This is a genomic window from Nostoc sp. UIC 10630, assembly GCF_010747425.1.
Classification (GTDB): domain Bacteria; phylum Cyanobacteriota; class Cyanobacteriia; order Cyanobacteriales; family Nostocaceae; genus Nostoc.
The window spans coordinates 19,012-37,925 of the sequence record NZ_JAAGOG010000022.1 but is presented as its reverse complement, the minus strand read 5'-3'; the positions used below and the strand labels follow the sequence as shown (position 1 = coordinate 37,925).

Here is an 18,914-nt window from a genome sequence, read left to right as displayed (position 1 = left end):
CATGAATTGCCCCTACAGTCAAATAATGGCAGTTTTAAACAAAAATAGTATGAGTGCTGAGTATTAGGAAGAAAATCTTGCTTCTCTAGTATCTTAATTACAACAAATCTGATACTCAGAACTGCTTAGTTTAAGCGATCGTCCGCGCCAATAATACCGGACAAGTGGCATTGACTCGAACATAGTCAGACAAGGAAGATCCGATAAGTCGATCTATATCAACAAAACTCTTAGCGATGGATGGACGACGATCTGGAGAACCGAGCAATAATAAGTCTATATTCAATTCTTCTGCTAACCGACAAATTTCTTCACCAGGTTTCCCACTGCTGATATAAGCACGAGATTGGATACCTTGTTTTTGAGCTTCTGCAACTGCGGCTGCTAAAACTGGATTTTTATCTGAGTTAACCTCGGTTATTTCCGATTTTTTACCACCTAAATCTGTACTAATATTTGCCAAAATTAACTGGCCTCCCTGAATATCTCGCAGTAAAAATAGTGCCAATTTCAAGCAGTTTTTTGCAGAATCAGAGTTGTCTATTGCCACCATAATGCGCTTAATTTTTTTCACATAAATGTCATCTTTTACCAGCAACATGGGGCGAGAAGATAGCTGGAAAACATACTGACTAACTGAGTTCGATAAAATAGATTGTAGTCGCTTCAGTCCGCGTGAACCCATAACAATCAAGTCAGCGTCGATTTCATCAGCTACTTGGCAAACTACATCTTTGGGGTCGCCTTCGCGCAAAATTGAAGAAACCTGGCTAGGATCTAAGTTCAAAGTTTGAATAGCATTAGCCAGAATTTTACCACCATTTTCCCATTTAGTTGTCATGGTAGCAGCAGTATTTTGTGCCTGAACAACATGCAAAATTGTAACTTTTGCAGATTCAATTGAAGGGATTTCTCTCAGGGTTTTGAGCATTTCTTCTGCGTGTCCCAATCCCGATACAGTCAGCAAAATTTTTCTTATCATCTTACGTAGTTGTTGTTAAGTTTACTTTTGTTTTCGCTGTTGTTAGTATTTGGCTTAGGTCGGATTTTCACCACCTCGCTTGATAACCTAGTTAGTAAGTTGACACAATAAACTTTGTTTTTTAGTATTTAATACTTAAAAAAATGGCAAAGTACAAAATACTCAACAAATATTTAAGTTTGTTTGCACTTAGTTACTTAAATTGTCAACTAGACTTCAATTGTTAAGCATACTCTCTATTTAGCCTGATGAACTTAATAAAATATGATGTTAGTTATCATTGTTAATCTATATTCACTTTTTTTAATTAGAAGTTAGTTAAGTATTGCAAAGAGATTGCCAAATAACTTTTTAGAAGAATTGATTTGCTATAACGCTTAATAAGCGATCGCTTCTGGCTTGAATAATCTAAAGTCATATTTCATACTACAAAGACCTCTCCCTAGTTTTACTATGCAAAATCTTCCCTCTCCGAGTCGGAGAGGGAGAGACTTGAACTTGAGTTAAAGTCAAGGAGAGGTTGATCGAACTCACGTTAACTCAGTTGCGCTCCTGGTTGTCCGTTTTGGACTGTAAACGAAGCTAGAGTTTTGACAGAGGCATTCAAGTCAACGATGCTTGATACAACGCGGTAGTCACTTTGCCAGCGTTGTGGGGTAAGGTTGCAACGGACATATCCCCGAAAAGCACCATCAAAAAACTTGGTATGGGGATTGTTACTTAGTGAAGCTTGAACTGGAGCGATAAATGCTGTGGGAAAGTCAGAGGTAATTGAGGTTCCTACGAACTCAGTACCTACCGTGGCTGAATTGGGGTTATTAAAATCAAGCTTTAGATCGTGTACCCAACTAGAATGGATGTCTCCGGTAATCACCACTGGATTAGAAGGCTTGCGCTGGTTTAGAAAACTCAAGAGCCGATTACGTGCAGCTACGTAGCCGTCCCACTGATCCACATTGAAGACACCTACGCCTGGATTACCATTGAAATTGTACTCGGCTAGCATGGTCTGTTGAGCAATCACATTCCAGCGCGATCGCGACTGATCTAATCCTTTTCGTAGCCACTGCTCTTGTTCTGAGCCGGTCATGGTAGCATTTGAATCAAAAGCATCTGGGCAGCGAGGCTTAAGTCCATCATTACAAGGTTGGTTAGTGCGGTACTGTCTGGTATCTAACACATTGAACTCAGCTAAATTACCGAAAGTCAACCGCCGATAAAGCAGCATATCTGGGCCTTTAGGCAGCGAAGACTGACGTAGAGGCATGTGTTCGTAGTAAGCCTGGTAAGCATTAGCTCGGCGTTTTCTAAAAGCCTCTTCGGTTTGGTTATCTTCGGGGATTAAGTTGGCATAATTATTGTCAACTTCATGATCATCCCAAGTGACAATCCAGGGAAAAGCAGCATGAGCAGCTTGGAGACTCTGGTCTGTTCTGTACAGGGCGTAGCGATCGCGGTAGTCTGCAAGAGTGATGATTTCTGGACTGTTATGCTGGCGTGGACCACCAGATTGTGGCCCATATTCGTAAATGTAATCACCTAGATGAACTACAAGGTCGAGGTTTTCTTCAGCCAAATGGCGATAAGCCGTGTAGTAGCCATTTTGCCAGTCTTGACAGGAGACAAAAGCAAAGTTTAGTTGTTGGGTATAGCTATAAAATGCTGGTGCTGTGCGAGTCCGTCCAATGGGGCTAACTTCCCTACCCGCTTCAAATTGATACCAGTACCAACGGTTAGGGTCTAGCCCACGCACATCAACGTGGACTGAGTGCGCTAACTCTGGTGTTGCCAGCACTGTTCCTCGCCGCACAACCCGTTTCATATTTTCATCAAGGGCAACTTGCCACCGCACTGGCACATTTACCACTGGCATTCCACCTCCAGAAAGTGGATTTGGAGCCAGCCTCGTCCAAATAACAACACCATCCGGCAAAGGATCGCCAGAGGCAACACCAAGACTGAACGGATAACCAGAAAACCTTGAGCTAGCCAATACCGGATGCCACTGGCTAGCAATTGTTAACCCAGTTAAGAATCCTGCACCCAACAAAAAACTCCGCCGTCTGCACCGATTTGCTAGCAGTCCGCCATCCATAAGTTCCATATTCACCTCTACCCAGATGTAAATACAGTTGGCAAACTTTAGGAGAGTCAGTTGTAAAAAGCATAGGTAATGGCTTGATTCAACTTGTCTCCTAATTGCTGCTCAACCAAACACAAGGAACCTAGCAAACTCGGATCAAGCAGAAATTAAGATTTTGTTAAGTTTAAGATTGGATTGGGACATTGGGAATTTAGACCCCAACTAAAACAGATTACAAATTACGAATTACGTTAGCGTTCGCGTAGCGTCTCGTAGAGAAGCGGGGCGTAGCCCATTACGAATTACGAATTATTTAAAACCTGCCATTTCCCTGAACAATGTGCTTAACGGTGGTCAAAGTTTCTAGGCTGATAAATCCTCGACGATGACCTTTTTGGTTAGACATACCGAGAAACACTGAATCTCCTCGCGAAGGGTTGCGGGAAAAACGCGGGGAAGTATTGATGTAGGTAGAGGCACTGTTAACTCCCAAGGCAAACTGCCGACTTTCTTGGTAGGATTCAGTCACGATGGAGTCAGCATGACCACTGCTGTGTTCATTAATCCAAGCGATCGCACCCTCTAAGCTATCTACAAGTTTAAAAGCTACTGTTTTTGTTAAATAAGGATTTCCCCATTCGCCCTCCTTCACCAGCTGCAACTGGGGAAAGGCTTGTACTAGTTCTGCATCCCCTTTAATTTCAAAGCCTTTTTCCATCAAGCTGTTCCACAGAACTGCTAAGGATGATGGTAAGGCTTGGCGGTGAATGAGTACCTTTTCAATGGCATTAACTTGATCGGGTTCACTTTGATGGCTATCAAGAATCATCCAGCGCACCATTTCTAAGCTGGAATTTAGCGACCAGTAGAGATAACAGTTACCCATCGCGGACTTTAAGACTGGGCAAGTTGACTGTCGTACTACCTGCTGTACCAAGCTAGAACGTCCGTAGGGAATAACTAGATTCACGTACTGGTCTTGGGTGACTAAATCCCGAATTGAAGCACCATGTTCGGCTGTGATCAGCTCTACACAGCCGGGAGCTAGACCAACTTCTGCGATCGCATTTTGCAGTGCCTCAGCGATGGCGGCGTTGGAATGGCTAGCTTCAGTACTGCCTTTGAGAATTATACTATTGCCAGTTTTAATGCAAAAGCCTGCTGCGATCGCTCCTAAATCGGGAAAGGCTTCATAAATAAATCCAATCACTCCCAAAGGCATTAACTGGGTGTAACTCTGGGAATCTTCCAGTTGATAATCAGCCGTTCTGACGCGCCGTAGCGGATCTGATAATTCCCCTAACCGTTGTAAAACGTCTACTGTCATCTCTAGCCTTGTGGGAGTCAGCTTCAGCCAGTCCAATATCAACTCTGGCACTGCCATTTCTCGACTGGCTTCTAAATCCAGCGTGTTGGCTTCTAGAATGTCGTCAAATGAGCGCTCAAGAGCTTGCGCCATCGCCAATACTGCACGACTTCGGTCTGCTCCCTTTGTGATCCCCAACTTTAGGGAAGCTTGATAGGCTCGTTGGGCACTGGTAATCGGTTCGGGGTGGTCATCTAAAACTTCAACAGTCATTGAGTTAACGTCTGTAGGTAAGCCAGACCATTAATGCTGGCAGAATAGCTAATAGCACCGCCACCATTGCCCAAGCAATAATGCTGGAACCATTTGCTAATCGCAGTGCTAATGGCAGCCATATAATCACTAGCACGAAAATAATGCCAAGTGCTATAGGCAGATAGCTTTCTCCCAAGCGGGGATGGACAACGTGCCAACTATTTCCCATCCAACGCCAAGCCCGTTTGTAGGGATAGGTGGTAGAAAGCTGTTCTAGGACATGACCATTATCTTCTACAACAAAAATTTGCTGACAGCGATCGCAACCAAATGCTTCTGTCAACGTAATCGGAATTAACTGACCCCGGCGACGACAGGGACAGGGGTATTCAGCATTGAAATCTATTTTTTCGGGTTTTTGAGATTGCACAAGCGTTCTAGTAACTTGAGCGTGTTTTACACGAACTACGACAATATAATCTTTTGGTAAATGCAATAGAAGCTTCTGCTACTATAGATTGCTCTCTTTATATACATATACTGGCAATACAAATATCGCCATGATTGCAAACAGTAGATGCAGCAGACTCTAAATATCCTAATTTTCATATCAGTACGGAGTTTTTTATTTGTAGTCTTTCTCCGAAGCTGACAATCTTATTTAAAATTTCCTTCTACTAGATAAAATCTAGCTTCGTCTAGATTTTACTTGACGTTTGAATGGGAGCATAGGAGCGGTTATCCCTTAACGTCGAGACACGATTTAGCTATCCGTGCATAAGTTTCAAGGTTTTTAGATGTATTTAACACTTCGGCTACGCTCAGTGTGAAATCTTAGTCAGAAGTGTCAGCACACTGCTGACATACATAAACCTGTTTTGAGAGACTAAGACCCTTGAATTCCCCCATAATTTGAACAAGTTTTACTAGATGGGTAAAATCTATCCACGAATACACAGTTCCACCATATCTAAATTACTTTATATTCTAGCTATCTATGAAATTCATAAAAATTTGGAACGATTCAGAGGAATACAGCGCGAATCGCCAAAAACTTCAATGCACCCTAAAAACACTAAACCCCTTGAGATTTTTAACTTCAAGAGGTTTTAGTTGGAAGCGGGTGACGCGATTCGAACGCGCGACATTCACCTTGGCAAGGTGACGCTCTACCACTGAGCTACACCCGCAATCAATTGCCATATATCAATATCTCAGATTTATCTCTGATTGTCAACCCCTTTATTTATTAATTTGTCATTGGTCATTGGTCATTGGTCATTGGTCATTGGTGAATGACAAAGGACAAATGACTAATGACTCATTTAGCCCAGTTCTTCTGACTCCGCCGTTAAATTGCCAATGCTGGCACTTTGAAAAGAGGCTGGCAAAGACTGGCTATTACGAGAATATGGCTCTGCTAGGTTAGAACGCAATTGCCGCATCAGGCTTGCCATTTCTAGGGCGTTTAGGGCATAATCCCAGCCATGATTACCTTTGATACCTGCCCGTTCTAAGGCTTGCTGCATAGTATCTACTGTCAAAATGCCAAAAATTACTGGCACTCCAGTTTGAAAGCTAGCGGCGGCGATGCCTTTAGAAACTTCGGCGGATACATAATCAAAATGGGGTGTTTGCCCACGAATGACTGCACCTAGACAAATTACAGCATCATAACGATGGGAAAGTGCTAGTTGGCGAGCTACTAAAGGTACCTCAAAACTTCCTGGAACCCAAACATAGTCCACCTGATTACCTTGGGGGTTAGGATCTACACCGTGGCGTTTCAAGCAATCTTGACATCCCTCTAGCAGCTTTCCGGTAACAAGGTCATTGAATCGACCAATCACCACTGCAAACCGCAAAGGCTCCGTTTGGGTAAAAGTTCCCTCGAAAACTGCCATGACTGCCTCTTAATCAACTATAGTTCTGGCCAATATACATTTCTTATTTAAATGTAGAGGAGCAGGAAAGCACGGTTAAAAAAAAGGAAATTGGAAAAAATTTCTTCTTTTCTCCTTTGGTCTTTGACCTTGGCTTTTCTGCCCCTCTAGTTCTTATATTATGTGCCTGCGCCAGAGCAAAGCCGTCGTCTACACGACAAAAAAGTTTAACAAACCAACTAAAAAGACCAAAGCAATCCAGACGGCAGAACCAACCCAGAGTAGTTTTTTAGATTCAACCCAATTTTGGGGAGTAGCGTAAGCAACCGGAACGCCTACAACCAGGACAAAGGACAATAGGACTAGACCTATCAAGGCAAATTGGAATATTATGGTCATTTTTGCTTCTCCCAATACAGCGAAATACTAAGGATAGAATATCCTAAAGGGCGACACTGACACTTTCTTATTATTTTTAAGCTAGCAGAAATTGCAACATTTTAGTCATTTGTCCTTTGTCTAAGTACCGATGACTAATGACTCTTAAATTATGGATTTAATTCTTTGCCACACAACCGCAGATTTTGACGCACTAGGGGCAGCAGTAGGGTTAACGCGCTTACTACCGGGAAGTAAGATTGTGCTGACTGGCGGTTCTCATCCTCCTGTACGGGATTTTTTAGCATTACATCGGGATGAATATCCTCTAATTGAACGCCGTTCGGTGAATCCTGAAAAAATTCGTTCTCTGACTGTGGTGGATACGCAACAGCGCGATCGCTTGGGTAAAGCTGCTGAGTGGTTAGATTTACCCCATCTTGGGGAAATTATAGTTTATGACCATCACTTAGGACAAGAATCAGATATTCCCGCCACGCGATCGCATCTTTCTTCGGTAGGAGCCGCCACAACTTTAATTGTGGAGCAATTGCAACAACAGCAAATTTCCTTGACTTCTGCTGAAGCGACTGTGATGGCTTTGGGTATCCACGTTGACACTGGCTCCTTGACCTTTGACCAATCCACACCACGGGATGCCTTAGCTTTGGCTTGGTTGATGCAACAAGGTGCAAGTTTATCGGTAATTTCTACCTACCGTGACCCTGGCTTGTCTTTGCAATTGCAAAAGTTATTAACTGAATCTCTAGAAAATTTAGAATATATTTGCCTGCGTGGATATACTGTTGCTTGGGTAGTTTTGAAAACAGATGCTTTTGTGCCAGGGCTATCGAGTTTGGCATTAGAACTCGTGGAATTAACCGAAATTGATGCCATTCTGTTGGCTAATGAGTATCCTTTGAGTGAAAATGATTCACGCTTAACTATAATTGGGCGATCGCAAATTCCCAAAACAAATCTTAATCTATTATTCCAACTCTTGGGCGGCGGCGGTCATTCACAAGCCGCATCGCTAAATCTAAGAGGAGTTGATTCACAAGCAATATTAAAACAACTCCTTGACGGGGTAAAAGCACAAATTCCCCACCCCCTCACCGCTAGGGATTTGATGTCCTCTCCTGTCCGCACGATTCTACCTGAAACCACAATTGCTGAGGCACAGCGTATTTTATTACGCTATGGACACTCTGGTTTATCTGTAGTCGATGCCCAAGGGCAATTAGTAGGTATTATTTCGCGCCGGGATCTTGATATCGCTTTGCACCACGGATTTAGCCATGCGCCAGTCAAAGGCTACATGACCACGAATCTGAAAACAATTACACCAGATACGACACTGCCACAAATTGAGTCGCTGATGGTGACTTATGATATTGGACGCTTGCCAGTATTGGAAAATGAGCAGTTAGTTGGTCTTGTCACTCGTACTGATGTTTTACGCGAATTACATCAACAAAGGGATGAAGATGGAGAAAGGGGAGAGCAAAAATTCAAAATTCAAAATTCAAAATTCAAAATTCCTCTTAGCACTGAGTTGCAAAATCGCCTTGCTCCTCAATTATGGCAACTACTCACCACAGCATCGCAAGAAGCCGAAAAACGGGGTTGGCATCTTTATCTCGTCGGGGGTGCGGTGCGGGATTTGCTATTAGCGGAAGCAACATCGGACACTTTGATGATTAAAGATATTGACCTAGTAGTTGATGGCTTTCACAAATCAGCAGATGTTGGCGCTGGTGTGGAACTAGCAAAAGCCCTCCAACAACTTTACCCTGCGGCTCGTTTAGAAATCCACGGGGCTTTTCAAACTGCTGCTTTGTTGTGGCACAAAGACCCAGAATTAGATTCTCTTTGGGTAGATATTGCCACGGCTAGAACAGAGTTTTATCCTTACCCGGCGGCGAATCCAGAAGTTGAGGCGAGTTCGATTCGTCAAGACTTATATCGTCGAGATTTTACCATTAATGCGATCGCTTTGCGGCTCACTTCCCCTCGTTCCGGTGAGTTACTCGATTTCTTTGGGGGTTTACTCGATTTACAAGCCAAGCAAATTCGGGTTTTATACGCCAACAGCTTTATCGAAGATCCCACCCGCATTTATCGCGGCGTGCGCTTTGCTGTGCGCTTCGGATTTGAAATTGAACCACAGACTGAAGAGTTTATCCGCTATGCCATCAACAGTGGTGTTTACGATCGCACTTCCCAAGAGAATAGCAGAACCCCAGCTCTGCAAACTCGACTGAAAACAGAATTAAAACACATCCTAGAAGCGCCCTACTGGAAATCAGCTTTGCAGTTACTCGATAACTTAGGGGCGTTGCAATGTATCCATCCTACCCTCAAGCTAGATGAGTCACTCCTACGGCAATTACGTTTGTTAGAACGCTGTTTGCGGCGATTTGATGCTGAACAAACTCTCATTCACTGGCAAATGCGTCTAGAAGCATTAATCGCCCACCTAGCACCTGAATATCGGGTGAAAGTAGCACAAAATTTGCAATTACAAGAGGATAGCATTGTTAGGTTGAAGAACTTAGTCCAAAGCTTTAGTCAAGTGATGGAATGTTTACCCACTTTGCAACACCCCAGTCAAGTAGTACAGTTGTTGCGACAATATGATTTACCAATGCTGATTTTAATTGCTTTACAAAGTCCGCAAGAGATTAGACATCAAATTTGGGAATATTTAACAGTTTGGGCGAATGTGCAGCCACTGTTGAATGGCAATGATTTAAAGAAACTTGGTTACAAACCAGGGCCACTGTATCGACAAATATTAGATGATATACTTGCTGCTACCTTAGATGGAGTAATTAAATATAAGACTGAAGCTGAGGACTTTTTAGCGCAACACTATCCTAAATGAAATAGCTGTGGTCTAAATTGTATCTGGATCTATATTTAACTCCCGTAGTTTTGCTGCTAAACGTTCAGCCTTTTGTTCGGCTTGTTCTGCCTTTTCTTCCGGTGTTGGTACTAGTTGCCCATCTCGTGTAAAAAACCGCAATAGTCCCTGATAAAGTCCCAAATATAACCCTAGCTGATGACTCCACAAATATCCTTCTTCACTTGGTTGTAGAGGTTGATATTCTCCATCTATTAAATGAAATCCTGCAAATTCTTGTGTGTAAGGGTCGAACCAAAAATAATCGGGTGTACGAAAAGTATCTTGATAAATTATTTTCTTTAAATCTTTGTCAGTACTTGCTGTTGAGTCAGATAAAATTTCTAGAATTACATTCGGATATTTGCCATCTTCTTCCCACACTACCCAACTTTTACGGGTTTTGCGTTCAGTTCCCAACACTACAAAAAAGTCTGGTCCTCGGAAGTGTTCTGATTTGCGTTGGCGTGGACTATAGTAGATAGTCAGGTTTCCAGCCGCATAAAAGTCATTTCTGTCTCGCCACAACCATTCCAGACATGTCAACAGTAGAATTATTTGCCGTAGATGAAGTTCGCTTTCCAAGGGAGGCTCATCACTATATAGATCACCAGGGGGAAATATAACATCTTGGCAGATGCCTTTTTGATCATCTAATTCTTGAGCTATGGTCATAGAATGGATACGGCATCAAGTAGTTATGGATTTATTTTAACAGTCTTGTAGTTAGCGATCGCGCGTAGCTAATCATCTATTTTTAGGGTACAGGTAAATTGTCCAATTCAGGCTTTATCATCTCAGTACCAATTTCATAAAGATGAATATCTTACCTCTGCGTTCTCTGCGCCTCTGCGGTTAAAAATCTTTATTTACCACTGAAAACGAGCGATCGCTACTTTTGCGAAATACCTTTATGCTACACTGTAGTCAATATCAAACCTCATCACAACTCCAACGAGATAGCTGAAATGAAGTAGTACCAAACACCTGTTGTGCCAAAGCAACAAATGTCAACGAAGAATAAACGCAACTAGTTTGACAGGGTTACTTCACATAGTCATGCACTAAGAATATTGCCATCATTCATATTTACATTTAACCGCTTGGCAAGTGTCTGCGGCTAAGTTTTTTGTATCTAATATCCCGTAATTGTTGTGAACATGCGGGTAGAAGTTTGCGAATTGAGGTTTGAAAATAATGCAGAAAAAATCAATCTTATTAGCTGAGAATTTAGCCTACGAACTCAGCTTAGATCAAACTTTGTTTCAAAAAATACAAGTGAGTATCGAGACCGACGATCGCATTGCTTTAGTCGGTCGCAACGGAGTAGGAAAATCAACCCTATTAAAGATACTTGCAGATCACATCAGACCCAGCGTCGGTTCTGTTTGGTCTAACAGTGTTGTCTACTATTTGCCACAAATTAGCACTATCAGACAAGAGATTACAGCAGATACAGTACTTGATTTTTTGATTTCCATCTCAGATGAATGGTGGAAGATTGAGGAGATTTTGCAAACACAATTCGATACAAATATTAATCTTTATCTACCAATTACTAACTTGAGTGGTGGAGAACTGACAAAACTATTTATAGCAATCGGATTATCTCAACAGCCCAATTTGCTGTTGCTAGATGAGCCAACTAACCACATGGATTTGCAAGCTTTAGAAAACTTAAAACAATTTCTGCAAAATTTCACTGGTGCGTTTGTAATTGTCTCACATAAACCTTTTTTCTTAGACCAAGTTACAGATGTTACTTGGGAACTCACACCTGATGCTTTGAAAGTATATGGAGGAAATTTTTCTCAATATCGAGAACAGAAACAAATCGAACTAGAAGCAGCATTGCGATCGCACGAAATCGCCAGAAAGGAACTAAAACGTACCCAAACCACAGCTATACAAGAACAGCAACGCGCAGCTCAATCTAGCCGCAACGGTCGCGCCAAGTTTCTTAATGGCAGTATTGATAGAATGGCAGCAGGACTAATTAAAAGCAAAGCTGAAGTGTCTACTGGAACTGCGAAAAAAAAACACGAATCAGCAGTAGCAAAGGCTAATGAAAAGGTTGCAGAGACGAAAATCAAAACTACGAAAGTCACAAGTATTCAACTAGAGGAAAAAAATCAAAAGCACCGAAATCTAATTAATATCCAGGGTGCAAATCTTAGGGTATCAGAACGTCTGTTGATTCAAAATATTCAATTGCATATATCATCTGGCGATCGCATAGCCATTATCGGCGCAAACGGTTCTGGTAAATCGAGTCTGGTAAAGGCTATTTTAGGAATGGAAAACCAAACAGTAGTTTTGGACTCAGGTGAGGTTTTGCTTGCACCAGCGATGAAAGCTGTATATCTCGATCAAACCTACGAATTGGTAAATCGACAATGCACAATTCTGGAAAATATGCAAGCTGCTAATGCTAATCTTAGCTATCAGCTTTTGCGTCAACAGTTGGGACACTTTCTCTTTAAATATGATGATGTTCACAAAAGCGCCTCTGTGCTGAGTGGTGGTGAATTGGCAAGATTAGCGATCGCTATGATCAGTATCTCAGAAATCGATCTGCTGATTCTCGATGAGCCAACTAATAACCTAGATATTGAAACCGTTGAACAAATGGTAGTAGGTATCAATGACTATCAAGGAGCTATTTGGGTAATTTCCCACGATCTAGATTTCCTCAGCCGGATTAACATTACTCAAAGTTTCAAGTTGAGAGAGCAAGCTTTGCAAATGACAACCTATTTACCCAATACACCAGAGCAATATTATCGAGAGTTGCTGGAATGTCATGATATATGTTATTCCAGACCGGTGTAGCTGTCGCTTGTATGTCTGTCAACTCCGCGAATGATTGAATTGGCATATTACTAACTCTAAATCTCTAACTCCCCAGCAGAAGCCGTAAAGCATACAGGCAAGTTATAATTCTCTTGCGGATCAACGTAACAAAAATTTATGAGTAACCCACTAGTACAAGCCTTTTTCGTAGGCAGAGCAGTAGCCGAAGTAGTTAATGAGCGTTTAGAGGTCGCCTTGACCGATGCTTTGAGTGATCTGGGCAAATTTGATGCAGAAGCTAGAGAGCAGTTGCGCCAGTTTACAGAAGAAGTCCTAGAGCGAGCAAATCGGTCAGCAGAAGCAGCTAATTCTGGTCAAGCTACCACAGGTGGTAGACAAACCAATTCTGATTCAGGTGACTTGCAAGCAGATATTGATGAATTACGAGCAGAAATTGCCCTGTTACGCACAGAATTGCAACATCATCGCCGAACTTCTGCGTAAATTTTAGTCATTGGTCATTGGTCATTGGTCGAAAATTACTCACAAATGACAAATGACAAATGACACTTAAGAAAAAATAGTTTAGGAATCAGAGTGTCTTCTTTTTCAAGTGATTCGGTTGCAAACCAACGGTACACAAAGGATATGGAACAAGGTTATTCAGATAAGGCATACCGTTGGAATCGGGAAAAATACTCTAGCAGACGGCGTTTTGTGGACATTTGGTCTTTTGTCTTGACCTTATTGTTCAAACTTTGGCTATACAACAAATCTTGGAGTTATCCGGGTGGCGTGACTGAGGTAAAGCAAACTGCAAGACGCAAAACCCAAGCGGTTTGGATTCGCAATACCCTGCTGGATTTAGGCCCAACCTTCATCAAAGTTGGGCAACTGTTTTCCACCCGTGCTGATATCTTCCCTGGTGAATATGTAGAAGAACTAGCCAAATTACAAGACAAAGTACCGGCATTTAGCTATGAGCAAGTAGAAGCGACCATTGAGAAAGAATTAGGCAAAAAAATTCCTGAACTCTTCCATAATTTTGAACCAATTCCCTTAGCTGCTGCTAGCTTGGGGCAAGTACACAAAGCTGTGCTGCATAGTGGGGAATCGGTTGTTGTTAAAGTGCAACGTCCTGGATTAAAGAAGTTATTTGAAATAGATTTACAAATTCTCAAAGGAATTACCCGCTACTTTCAAAACCATCCTAAATGGGGACGGGGAAGAGATTGGTTAGGTATTTATGAAGAATGTTGTCGCATTCTTTGGGAAGAGATTGATTATCTTAACGAAGGTCGTAACGCCGATACTTTTCGCCGGAATTTTCGTGGCTACGATTGGGTGAATGTCCCAAGAGTATTTTGGCGTTACGCCAGTTCCAGAGTGCTGACTTTAGAATATCTCCCTGGAATTAAAATTAGCCAATACGAAGCTTTAGAAGCAGCCGGTTTGGATCGAAAGGCGATCGCTCGTCAAGGCGCTCAAGCTTACTTACTACAGTTACTAAATAGTGGTTTTTTCCACGCCGATCCTCACCCAGGCAATATTGCTATTAGTGCAAGTGGGGCTTTAATATTCTACGATTTCGGCATGATGGGGCGGATCAAATCCAACGTGCGCGAGGGACTGATGCAAACACTGTTTGGCATCGCTCAAAAAGATGGCGATCGCGTTGTGCAGTCTCTGATCGATTTAGGCGCGATCGCCCCAACAGATGATATGGGCCCAGTGCGGCGTTCCGTCCAGTACATGCTGGATCATTTTATGGATAAGCCCTTTGAAAATCAGTCTGTGGCGGCAATCAGTGACGACCTTTATGAAATAGCTTATAATCAGCCATTTAGATTTCCAGCAACCTTCACTTTTGTGATGCGAGCCTTTTCTACCCTAGAAGGAGTAGGCAAAGGTTTAGATCCAGAGTTTAACTTTATGGAAGTTGCCAAACCTTATGCAATGCAGCTTATGACCGATATGAATGGTTCTGAGGGGAATACCTTTATTAATGAATTAAGTCGTCAAGCAGCTCAGGTAAGTAGTACCGCTTTTGGTCTACCACGTAGATTAGAGGATACGCTAGAAAAGCTAGAACGCGGAGATATGCGCCTCCGCGTTCGGTCTATAGAAACTGAACGGCTATTGCGGAGGCAGAGCAGTATTCAGCTCTCAATGAGCTATGCTCTGTTAATCAGTGGTTTCACACTTTCAGCTACGATCTTAGTGGTTAGCAATCATGTCTGGTGGGCACTGCTGCCTGGTTTAATAGCACTAGGGATTTCAGTGATCCTGATCCAACTACTTTTGCGCCTTGACCGTTACGATCGTATGTATTAATTGTTGCAAAAAAAAATTATGAAACTTAATTTCACGGGTTTTAGCGATCCGGGACTTATTCGTTCTAATAATCAGGATGCTTACTATGTCGACCCAGAAGGGCGGTTTTTTGTTGTTGCCGATGGAATGGGTGGTCATGCTGGAGGTGAAGAAGCAAGTCGTATAGCCACGGCAGAAATTCAGGCATATTTGCTGGCAAATTGGGAATCTTCTAAATCTTCTCAAGAATTGCTAGAGCAAGCTTTGTGGGGTGCCAATGAAGCGATTTTGCAAGATCAGCAAAATCATCCCGAACGTGCCGATATGGGCACAACAGTTGTAGCAGTAATTTTTCGCGCCCCAGAATCGCCCTGGTGCGCTCATGTTGGCGATTCGCGGCTGTATCGCTTCCGAGAATCGCACTTAGAGCAGGTAACAGAAGATCACACTTGGGTTGCACGGGCAATCAAAATCGGTGACATAACCTTAGATGAAGCGCGATCGCATCCTTTTCGTCATGTATTATCGCGCTGTTTGGGGCGTGAAGACTTGCATCAGATTGATGTGCAACCACTAGATGTCAAAGCTGGCGATCGCTTGCTTTTATGTAGTGATGGTCTTACAGAAGAACTTGTGGAACAGAAGATTGCTAGCTGTCTCTTAGATGTTCCTTGGCTTGATAAGGCCGCCATCTCTCTAATTGAGGCTGCTAAGGAGCATGGAGGGCACGATAACATCACAGTTGTCATCGTCTCACTAGAATAAATAGTCATTAGTCGATGCTTAGTAAGCTTAAACAAAGGACAACTGACAAATGACAAATGACAATTCTGGTAGATATACTCAGCAATTTGTTCAGTGTGAGCATTTTTAGTTTTTACAATTTGATACAAATATTTTTAGCCTCCAAAGTCACCTAATGAGGCTGAATTTGCATCAAATTGATAAATTGACATCTTGCACATAATAAGGTAGAGCGACTATAATTCACGCTTATTACCATTCATTTCCCAACCTCCTTAAAGTCCTAGCTTCCGAAGCTTCCTCCATATTTATTTGTGGAGACAGAGTGTCTTAATGTTTTTCTCAAACAGGAAAACGTATAGGACTCAGGACAAAATCTGCTTATCTCCTCAAAAGAGATCAGTGCAAAGCAGAAATGGTTGAGAGGTAGTTATATCTACACTTCGTTCAAACAGAGCTTATTTTCCGGAATACGGCTCGGCTGACTTGGGTAGTATATCAGCAGGATTAGGTGCAAGATATCATATCAAAAAAAATCCACACTTAGGATGTGGGCAACGTGTCAAACAATTGTTATCTTTCTTAATACGGAGGAACAAATGTTGGACACATACAAGTCCAATTATTATCCCATTTGGACTTCTGTAAGCGATATCACCTTTACGCGTTTTTTTACGGAGTTAAATATGAACCAACCAATGAAACTATCCTTGGAACAGCAATTCAGCATCTGCTCATTTGCCACTCAAGTACAGAATATGAGCCACGACCAAGCTAAAGACTTTCTAGTAAAGCTCTATGAGCAAATGGTAGTGCGCGAGGCAACTTACCAGGAGCTTCTTAAACACCAGTGGGGCTTAGATTCCGGTTCCACTATGGCATAGAGTCGTTCTACTGTCGCAGTGGACGACCTCCTTCTCTTGCTTGGTTCCAAGGAGGAAAAGAGCTGGGGATGTCGGGGCGTCAACTTCGATAAACAATTCTAAAAGAGCGGCGGAAGAATTCAATTCAATAAATTAACTAACAACTAGTAAAACTTTCGACTGCACATCTGCTGGAGTCTAGACATAACTTTAGCTTTGTAGGCTAAACTTACTGTTCACTTGAGCAAAACTCTTTTACTGTCTCTTTTGTCTAGTCAGAGAATTACGCCTGCGTAAATTTACAACTCTCTGAAAATATCTACGCAATAATATTCAGAGATGATTTAGACATCCTTGATTTTGCAGCTTGTGTTTTTCACTCTTTATACATATAACTAGAACTTACATCTTTATATATATTTTGTTTATAAAAGTTTACATTCTTTGAGTTAGTAGCTCTTAGCTACATATATTACATGTAATATTAAGAAATTCTTCCTAGCTGGAAAGATCGTATGGAGAATCTGTATCAATGCTTTCCAATTTTGCCAGAATTTGAGGCTTAATTTTTTCGTACTCATTTTTGAGCAAGCTTTTACTCATTTGCGGGTCGGCAGAAGACATCAATGTGTTGCTCATTGCGACCCACTCTTGTAGTCGTTGACGCTGGGCAGAAGCGACGCTGGAAGGTAAGATGTGTGTACAACGATTTGGTGTTTCTCGTGCAAAGAACAACAGTCGGTAGTAACCTGTGTGCTGTAATAACCGAGTAATTTCTTGACCAAGACTGGTTTTAAGATCAAGGTAGTAAGGTAACCATTTGGCACCATGCTTGCGGTTGTAGATGACAGTAATCCATAGCAACATGGGATGGGGAATAGAGATGAAAAGAAATTGGTTATAGCGGGTACAGAGTAAGCGCTTCTGAATTTCTTCTTGCGGTAGCATCACCCATAGCGCTGGTAAAACTTCCCCATTGCTTTGAATGGACTGAGGAAACACAATATCGGCAATTGGTTTATTTTGGGGCCAAGAAATAGCACGAGCGATTTCATCGTTAGACAAGGATGCCCGCAAATCGGCTTTAGTCTTCTGTTCAAGCTCAGGACTAGCCGTAGTAGTAGGAATTAGGGCATAGCTATCTTGCTTAACTTTGCGTGTATGCTCAGGTTTTTCTAGAGATGCTAGAACTCTCAGGATTTCGGTGATACTTTGGGGGCGATCGCGTGCTACCTTAGCGAGACAACTCATCACCAAATTTTCGATTTCTTTTGGTAGTTCTAACCCAGGTACAACCTCGGCAAAAGAACGTGGTTTTTGATAGTGATGTGTTTTATACCATGCTCCAAAAGAATGAGTTTGTGCCACTAGTGGCATTTTGCCTGTGAGCATCTCAAACATCATTACACCCAAACTATAAATATCAGCACGGTTGTCTAATTCCTTACCCTCCATCTGTTCGGGAGAAGAATAAGCCAATGTCCCCAAATAGAATTTTGTATGGTCGCCATCCGACTGTAATAACTTAGCAATACCAAAATCTAGAACCTTGACCAATTCTCCGAAACTAGGATCTTGAATCACTAGCATATTGCTTGGCTTGACATCCCGATGGATAATTGGGCAAATTGTGCCCTCAACTGGGATGCCATCATGAGCGCACTGTAACCCCAGACTTAGTTGACGCGCCATACTCAGAAATCTTGGTAAAGGCAGTCGTTGCTTACGAATAATATTGTTTAGGCTTTGTCCTTGTAGATATTCCATGACGTAGAACGGGGTATTATTCTCATCTACGCCATAGTCCATAACTCGGACAATGTGGATACTTTTTTGACCTAGTAAAGCACAGGTTTTTGCTTCTCGCTCAAAGCGGTCTTGCAATCGCATCTTTTCATTTTGAATTGATAGAGCGAGAAACTTAACCGCGACAGGTACGCCTCCCAACAAAGTATCTTTAGCACGATAAACTCGACCCATTGCTCCAGTACCGATTAACTCCTGGAGTTGGTAGCGTTTGCTGAGTAAGCGACCAATGTTGGGGTCTGACATAGAGAATTTGAATCCAAAAGCAGGTTGTAAGTGTTTAGGAGAAAAAGTGCATTCAAACTGATATCTGAATTATTGCGCCCAGAAATGACTTGCTAGATTCGTACCATAAGGCAGAAATAGAAGTCAAAAGACAAAAAGCTTATAGGATAGGCTGTTGGATGATTTCCAGTCGTTGCTCTATCTACACAGTTCTGTGCTAGTACACTGAGGTGGAAATTTGCCTACCTTTAAGAAGAGGATTTTGCCCCAAGTCTTGTTTAATTAAGATAGTAAATACATTTACGCAGTGCTATCTAGCTTTTTCTAGCCCTCTTTTAGAAGATTGCAGCCATCCTGTGGTAGTTCGCAACAGAGATG

Annotated in this window: 14 protein-coding genes and 1 tRNA gene; 6 read left to right on the top strand and 9 right to left on the bottom strand. The window is 42.1% G+C overall.

Annotated features, from left to right (window positions below; all coding sequences use genetic code 11):
• Positions 1-130: 130 nt before the first annotated feature.
• The 7 genes from G1O98_RS08475 to psbZ all read right to left on the bottom strand — a co-directional run bounded on the left by G1O98_RS08475 (position 131) and on the right by psbZ (position 6,908).
• The gene (locus tag G1O98_RS08475; RefSeq protein ID WP_163928412.1) at positions 131-982 is read right to left on the bottom strand and encodes a universal stress protein; all 852 of its coding nucleotides are present in this window, start codon (positions 980-982) and stop codon (positions 131-133) included.
• Between the two features lie 535 nt (positions 983-1,517).
• Entirely contained in the window at positions 1,518-3,086 is a 1,569-nt protein-coding gene (locus G1O98_RS08470) for an alkaline phosphatase (RefSeq protein ID WP_163928411.1), read from the bottom strand.
• 292 nt (positions 3,087-3,378) lie between these two features.
• Positions 3,379-4,644: a glutamate-5-semialdehyde dehydrogenase gene (locus G1O98_RS08465; protein WP_163928410.1), complete on the bottom strand. Its 1,266-nt coding sequence runs from the start codon at positions 4,642-4,644 to the stop codon at positions 3,379-3,381.
• Positions 4,645-4,648: 4 nt separating this feature from the next.
• The gene (locus G1O98_RS08460; RefSeq protein ID WP_041565838.1) at positions 4,649-5,056 is read right to left on the bottom strand and encodes a hypothetical protein; all 408 of its coding nucleotides are present in this window, start codon (positions 5,054-5,056) and stop codon (positions 4,649-4,651) included.
• A 688-nt stretch (positions 5,057-5,744) separates the two neighbouring features.
• Positions 5,745-5,816, bottom strand: a tRNA-Gly gene (locus tag G1O98_RS08455).
• Between the two features lie 135 nt (positions 5,817-5,951).
• Positions 5,952-6,530, bottom strand: a complete 579-nt coding sequence (ribH, locus tag G1O98_RS08450) for a 6,7-dimethyl-8-ribityllumazine synthase (protein WP_094346524.1) — start codon at positions 6,528-6,530, stop codon at positions 5,952-5,954.
• Positions 6,531-6,719: 189 nt separating this feature from the next.
• Positions 6,720-6,908, bottom strand: coding sequence for a photosystem II reaction center protein PsbZ (psbZ, locus tag G1O98_RS08445; RefSeq protein WP_012407095.1), 189 nt, complete (start codon positions 6,906-6,908; stop codon positions 6,720-6,722).
• Between the two features lie 151 nt (positions 6,909-7,059).
• On the opposite strand from psbZ, the gene G1O98_RS08440 reads away from it, so the two are divergent.
• The gene (locus tag G1O98_RS08440) at positions 7,060-9,774 is read left to right on the top strand and encodes a CBS domain-containing protein (protein ID WP_163928409.1); all 2,715 of its coding nucleotides are present in this window, start codon (positions 7,060-7,062) and stop codon (positions 9,772-9,774) included.
• Between the two features lie 12 nt (positions 9,775-9,786).
• Here the strand turns inward: G1O98_RS08440 and G1O98_RS08435 are convergent, their stop codons facing one another.
• Entirely contained in the window at positions 9,787-10,467 is a 681-nt protein-coding gene (locus G1O98_RS08435; protein ID WP_163928408.1) for a Uma2 family endonuclease, read from the bottom strand.
• A 522-nt stretch (positions 10,468-10,989) separates the two neighbouring features.
• Between G1O98_RS08435 and abc-f the strand changes: the two genes are divergently transcribed.
• The 5 genes from abc-f (at position 10,990) to G1O98_RS08410 (ending at position 16,526) form a co-directional block, all read left to right on the top strand.
• A complete protein-coding gene (gene abc-f, locus G1O98_RS08430; RefSeq protein WP_163928407.1) occupies positions 10,990-12,624 on the top strand; it encodes a ribosomal protection-like ABC-F family protein in 1,635 nt (544 codons plus the stop codon).
• A 138-nt stretch (positions 12,625-12,762) separates the two neighbouring features.
• Positions 12,763-13,089 (top strand): DUF6825 family protein, encoded by a 327-nt coding sequence (locus G1O98_RS08425; RefSeq protein WP_163928406.1) that lies wholly within the window; start codon positions 12,763-12,765, stop codon positions 13,087-13,089.
• 144 nt (positions 13,090-13,233) lie between these two features.
• Positions 13,234-14,919, top strand: coding sequence for an AarF/ABC1/UbiB kinase family protein (locus tag G1O98_RS08420; protein WP_163928434.1), 1,686 nt, complete (start codon positions 13,234-13,236; stop codon positions 14,917-14,919).
• Between the two features lie 18 nt (positions 14,920-14,937).
• Positions 14,938-15,663: a Stp1/IreP family PP2C-type Ser/Thr phosphatase gene (locus tag G1O98_RS08415; protein ID WP_163928404.1), complete on the top strand. Its 726-nt coding sequence runs from the start codon at positions 14,938-14,940 to the stop codon at positions 15,661-15,663.
• 665 nt (positions 15,664-16,328) lie between these two features.
• Positions 16,329-16,526: an NblA/ycf18 family protein gene (locus tag G1O98_RS08410; protein WP_041565841.1), complete on the top strand. Its 198-nt coding sequence runs from the start codon at positions 16,329-16,331 to the stop codon at positions 16,524-16,526.
• A 477-nt stretch (positions 16,527-17,003) separates the two neighbouring features.
• Here G1O98_RS08410 and G1O98_RS08405 read toward each other — a convergent pair whose 3' ends face one another.
• A complete protein-coding gene (locus G1O98_RS08405; RefSeq protein WP_163928402.1) occupies positions 17,004-18,557 on the bottom strand; it encodes a serine/threonine-protein kinase in 1,554 nt (517 codons plus the stop codon).
• Between the last annotated feature and the right edge of the window lie 357 nt (positions 18,558-18,914).

Excerpts from the sequence above, each read along its gene's own strand:
- G1O98_RS08475 (WP_163928412.1), bottom strand. The coding sequence starts at position 982 with ATGATAAGAAAAATTTTGCTGACTGTATCGGGATTGGGACACGCAGAA.
- G1O98_RS08470 (WP_163928411.1), bottom strand. The coding sequence starts at position 3,086 with ATGGAACTTATGGATGGCGGACTGCTAGCAAATCGGTGCAGACGGCGG.
- G1O98_RS08465 (WP_163928410.1), bottom strand. The coding sequence starts at position 4,644 with ATGACTGTTGAAGTTTTAGATGACCACCCCGAACCGATTACCAGTGCC.
- ribH (WP_094346524.1), bottom strand. The coding sequence starts at position 6,530 with ATGGCAGTTTTCGAGGGAACTTTTACCCAAACGGAGCCTTTGCGGTTT.
- psbZ (WP_012407095.1), bottom strand. The coding sequence starts at position 6,908 with ATGACCATAATATTCCAATTTGCCTTGATAGGTCTAGTCCTATTGTCC.
- G1O98_RS08440 (WP_163928409.1), top strand. The coding sequence starts at position 7,060 with ATGGATTTAATTCTTTGCCACACAACCGCAGATTTTGACGCACTAGGG.
- G1O98_RS08435 (WP_163928408.1), bottom strand. The coding sequence starts at position 10,467 with ATGACCATAGCTCAAGAATTAGATGATCAAAAAGGCATCTGCCAAGAT.
- abc-f (WP_163928407.1), top strand. The coding sequence starts at position 10,990 with ATGCAGAAAAAATCAATCTTATTAGCTGAGAATTTAGCCTACGAACTC.
- G1O98_RS08425 (WP_163928406.1), top strand. The coding sequence starts at position 12,763 with ATGAGTAACCCACTAGTACAAGCCTTTTTCGTAGGCAGAGCAGTAGCC.
- G1O98_RS08420 (WP_163928434.1), top strand. The coding sequence starts at position 13,234 with ATGGAACAAGGTTATTCAGATAAGGCATACCGTTGGAATCGGGAAAAA.
- G1O98_RS08415 (WP_163928404.1), top strand. The coding sequence starts at position 14,938 with ATGAAACTTAATTTCACGGGTTTTAGCGATCCGGGACTTATTCGTTCT.
- G1O98_RS08410 (WP_041565841.1), top strand. The coding sequence starts at position 16,329 with ATGAACCAACCAATGAAACTATCCTTGGAACAGCAATTCAGCATCTGC.
- G1O98_RS08405 (WP_163928402.1), bottom strand. The coding sequence starts at position 18,557 with ATGTCAGACCCCAACATTGGTCGCTTACTCAGCAAACGCTACCAACTC.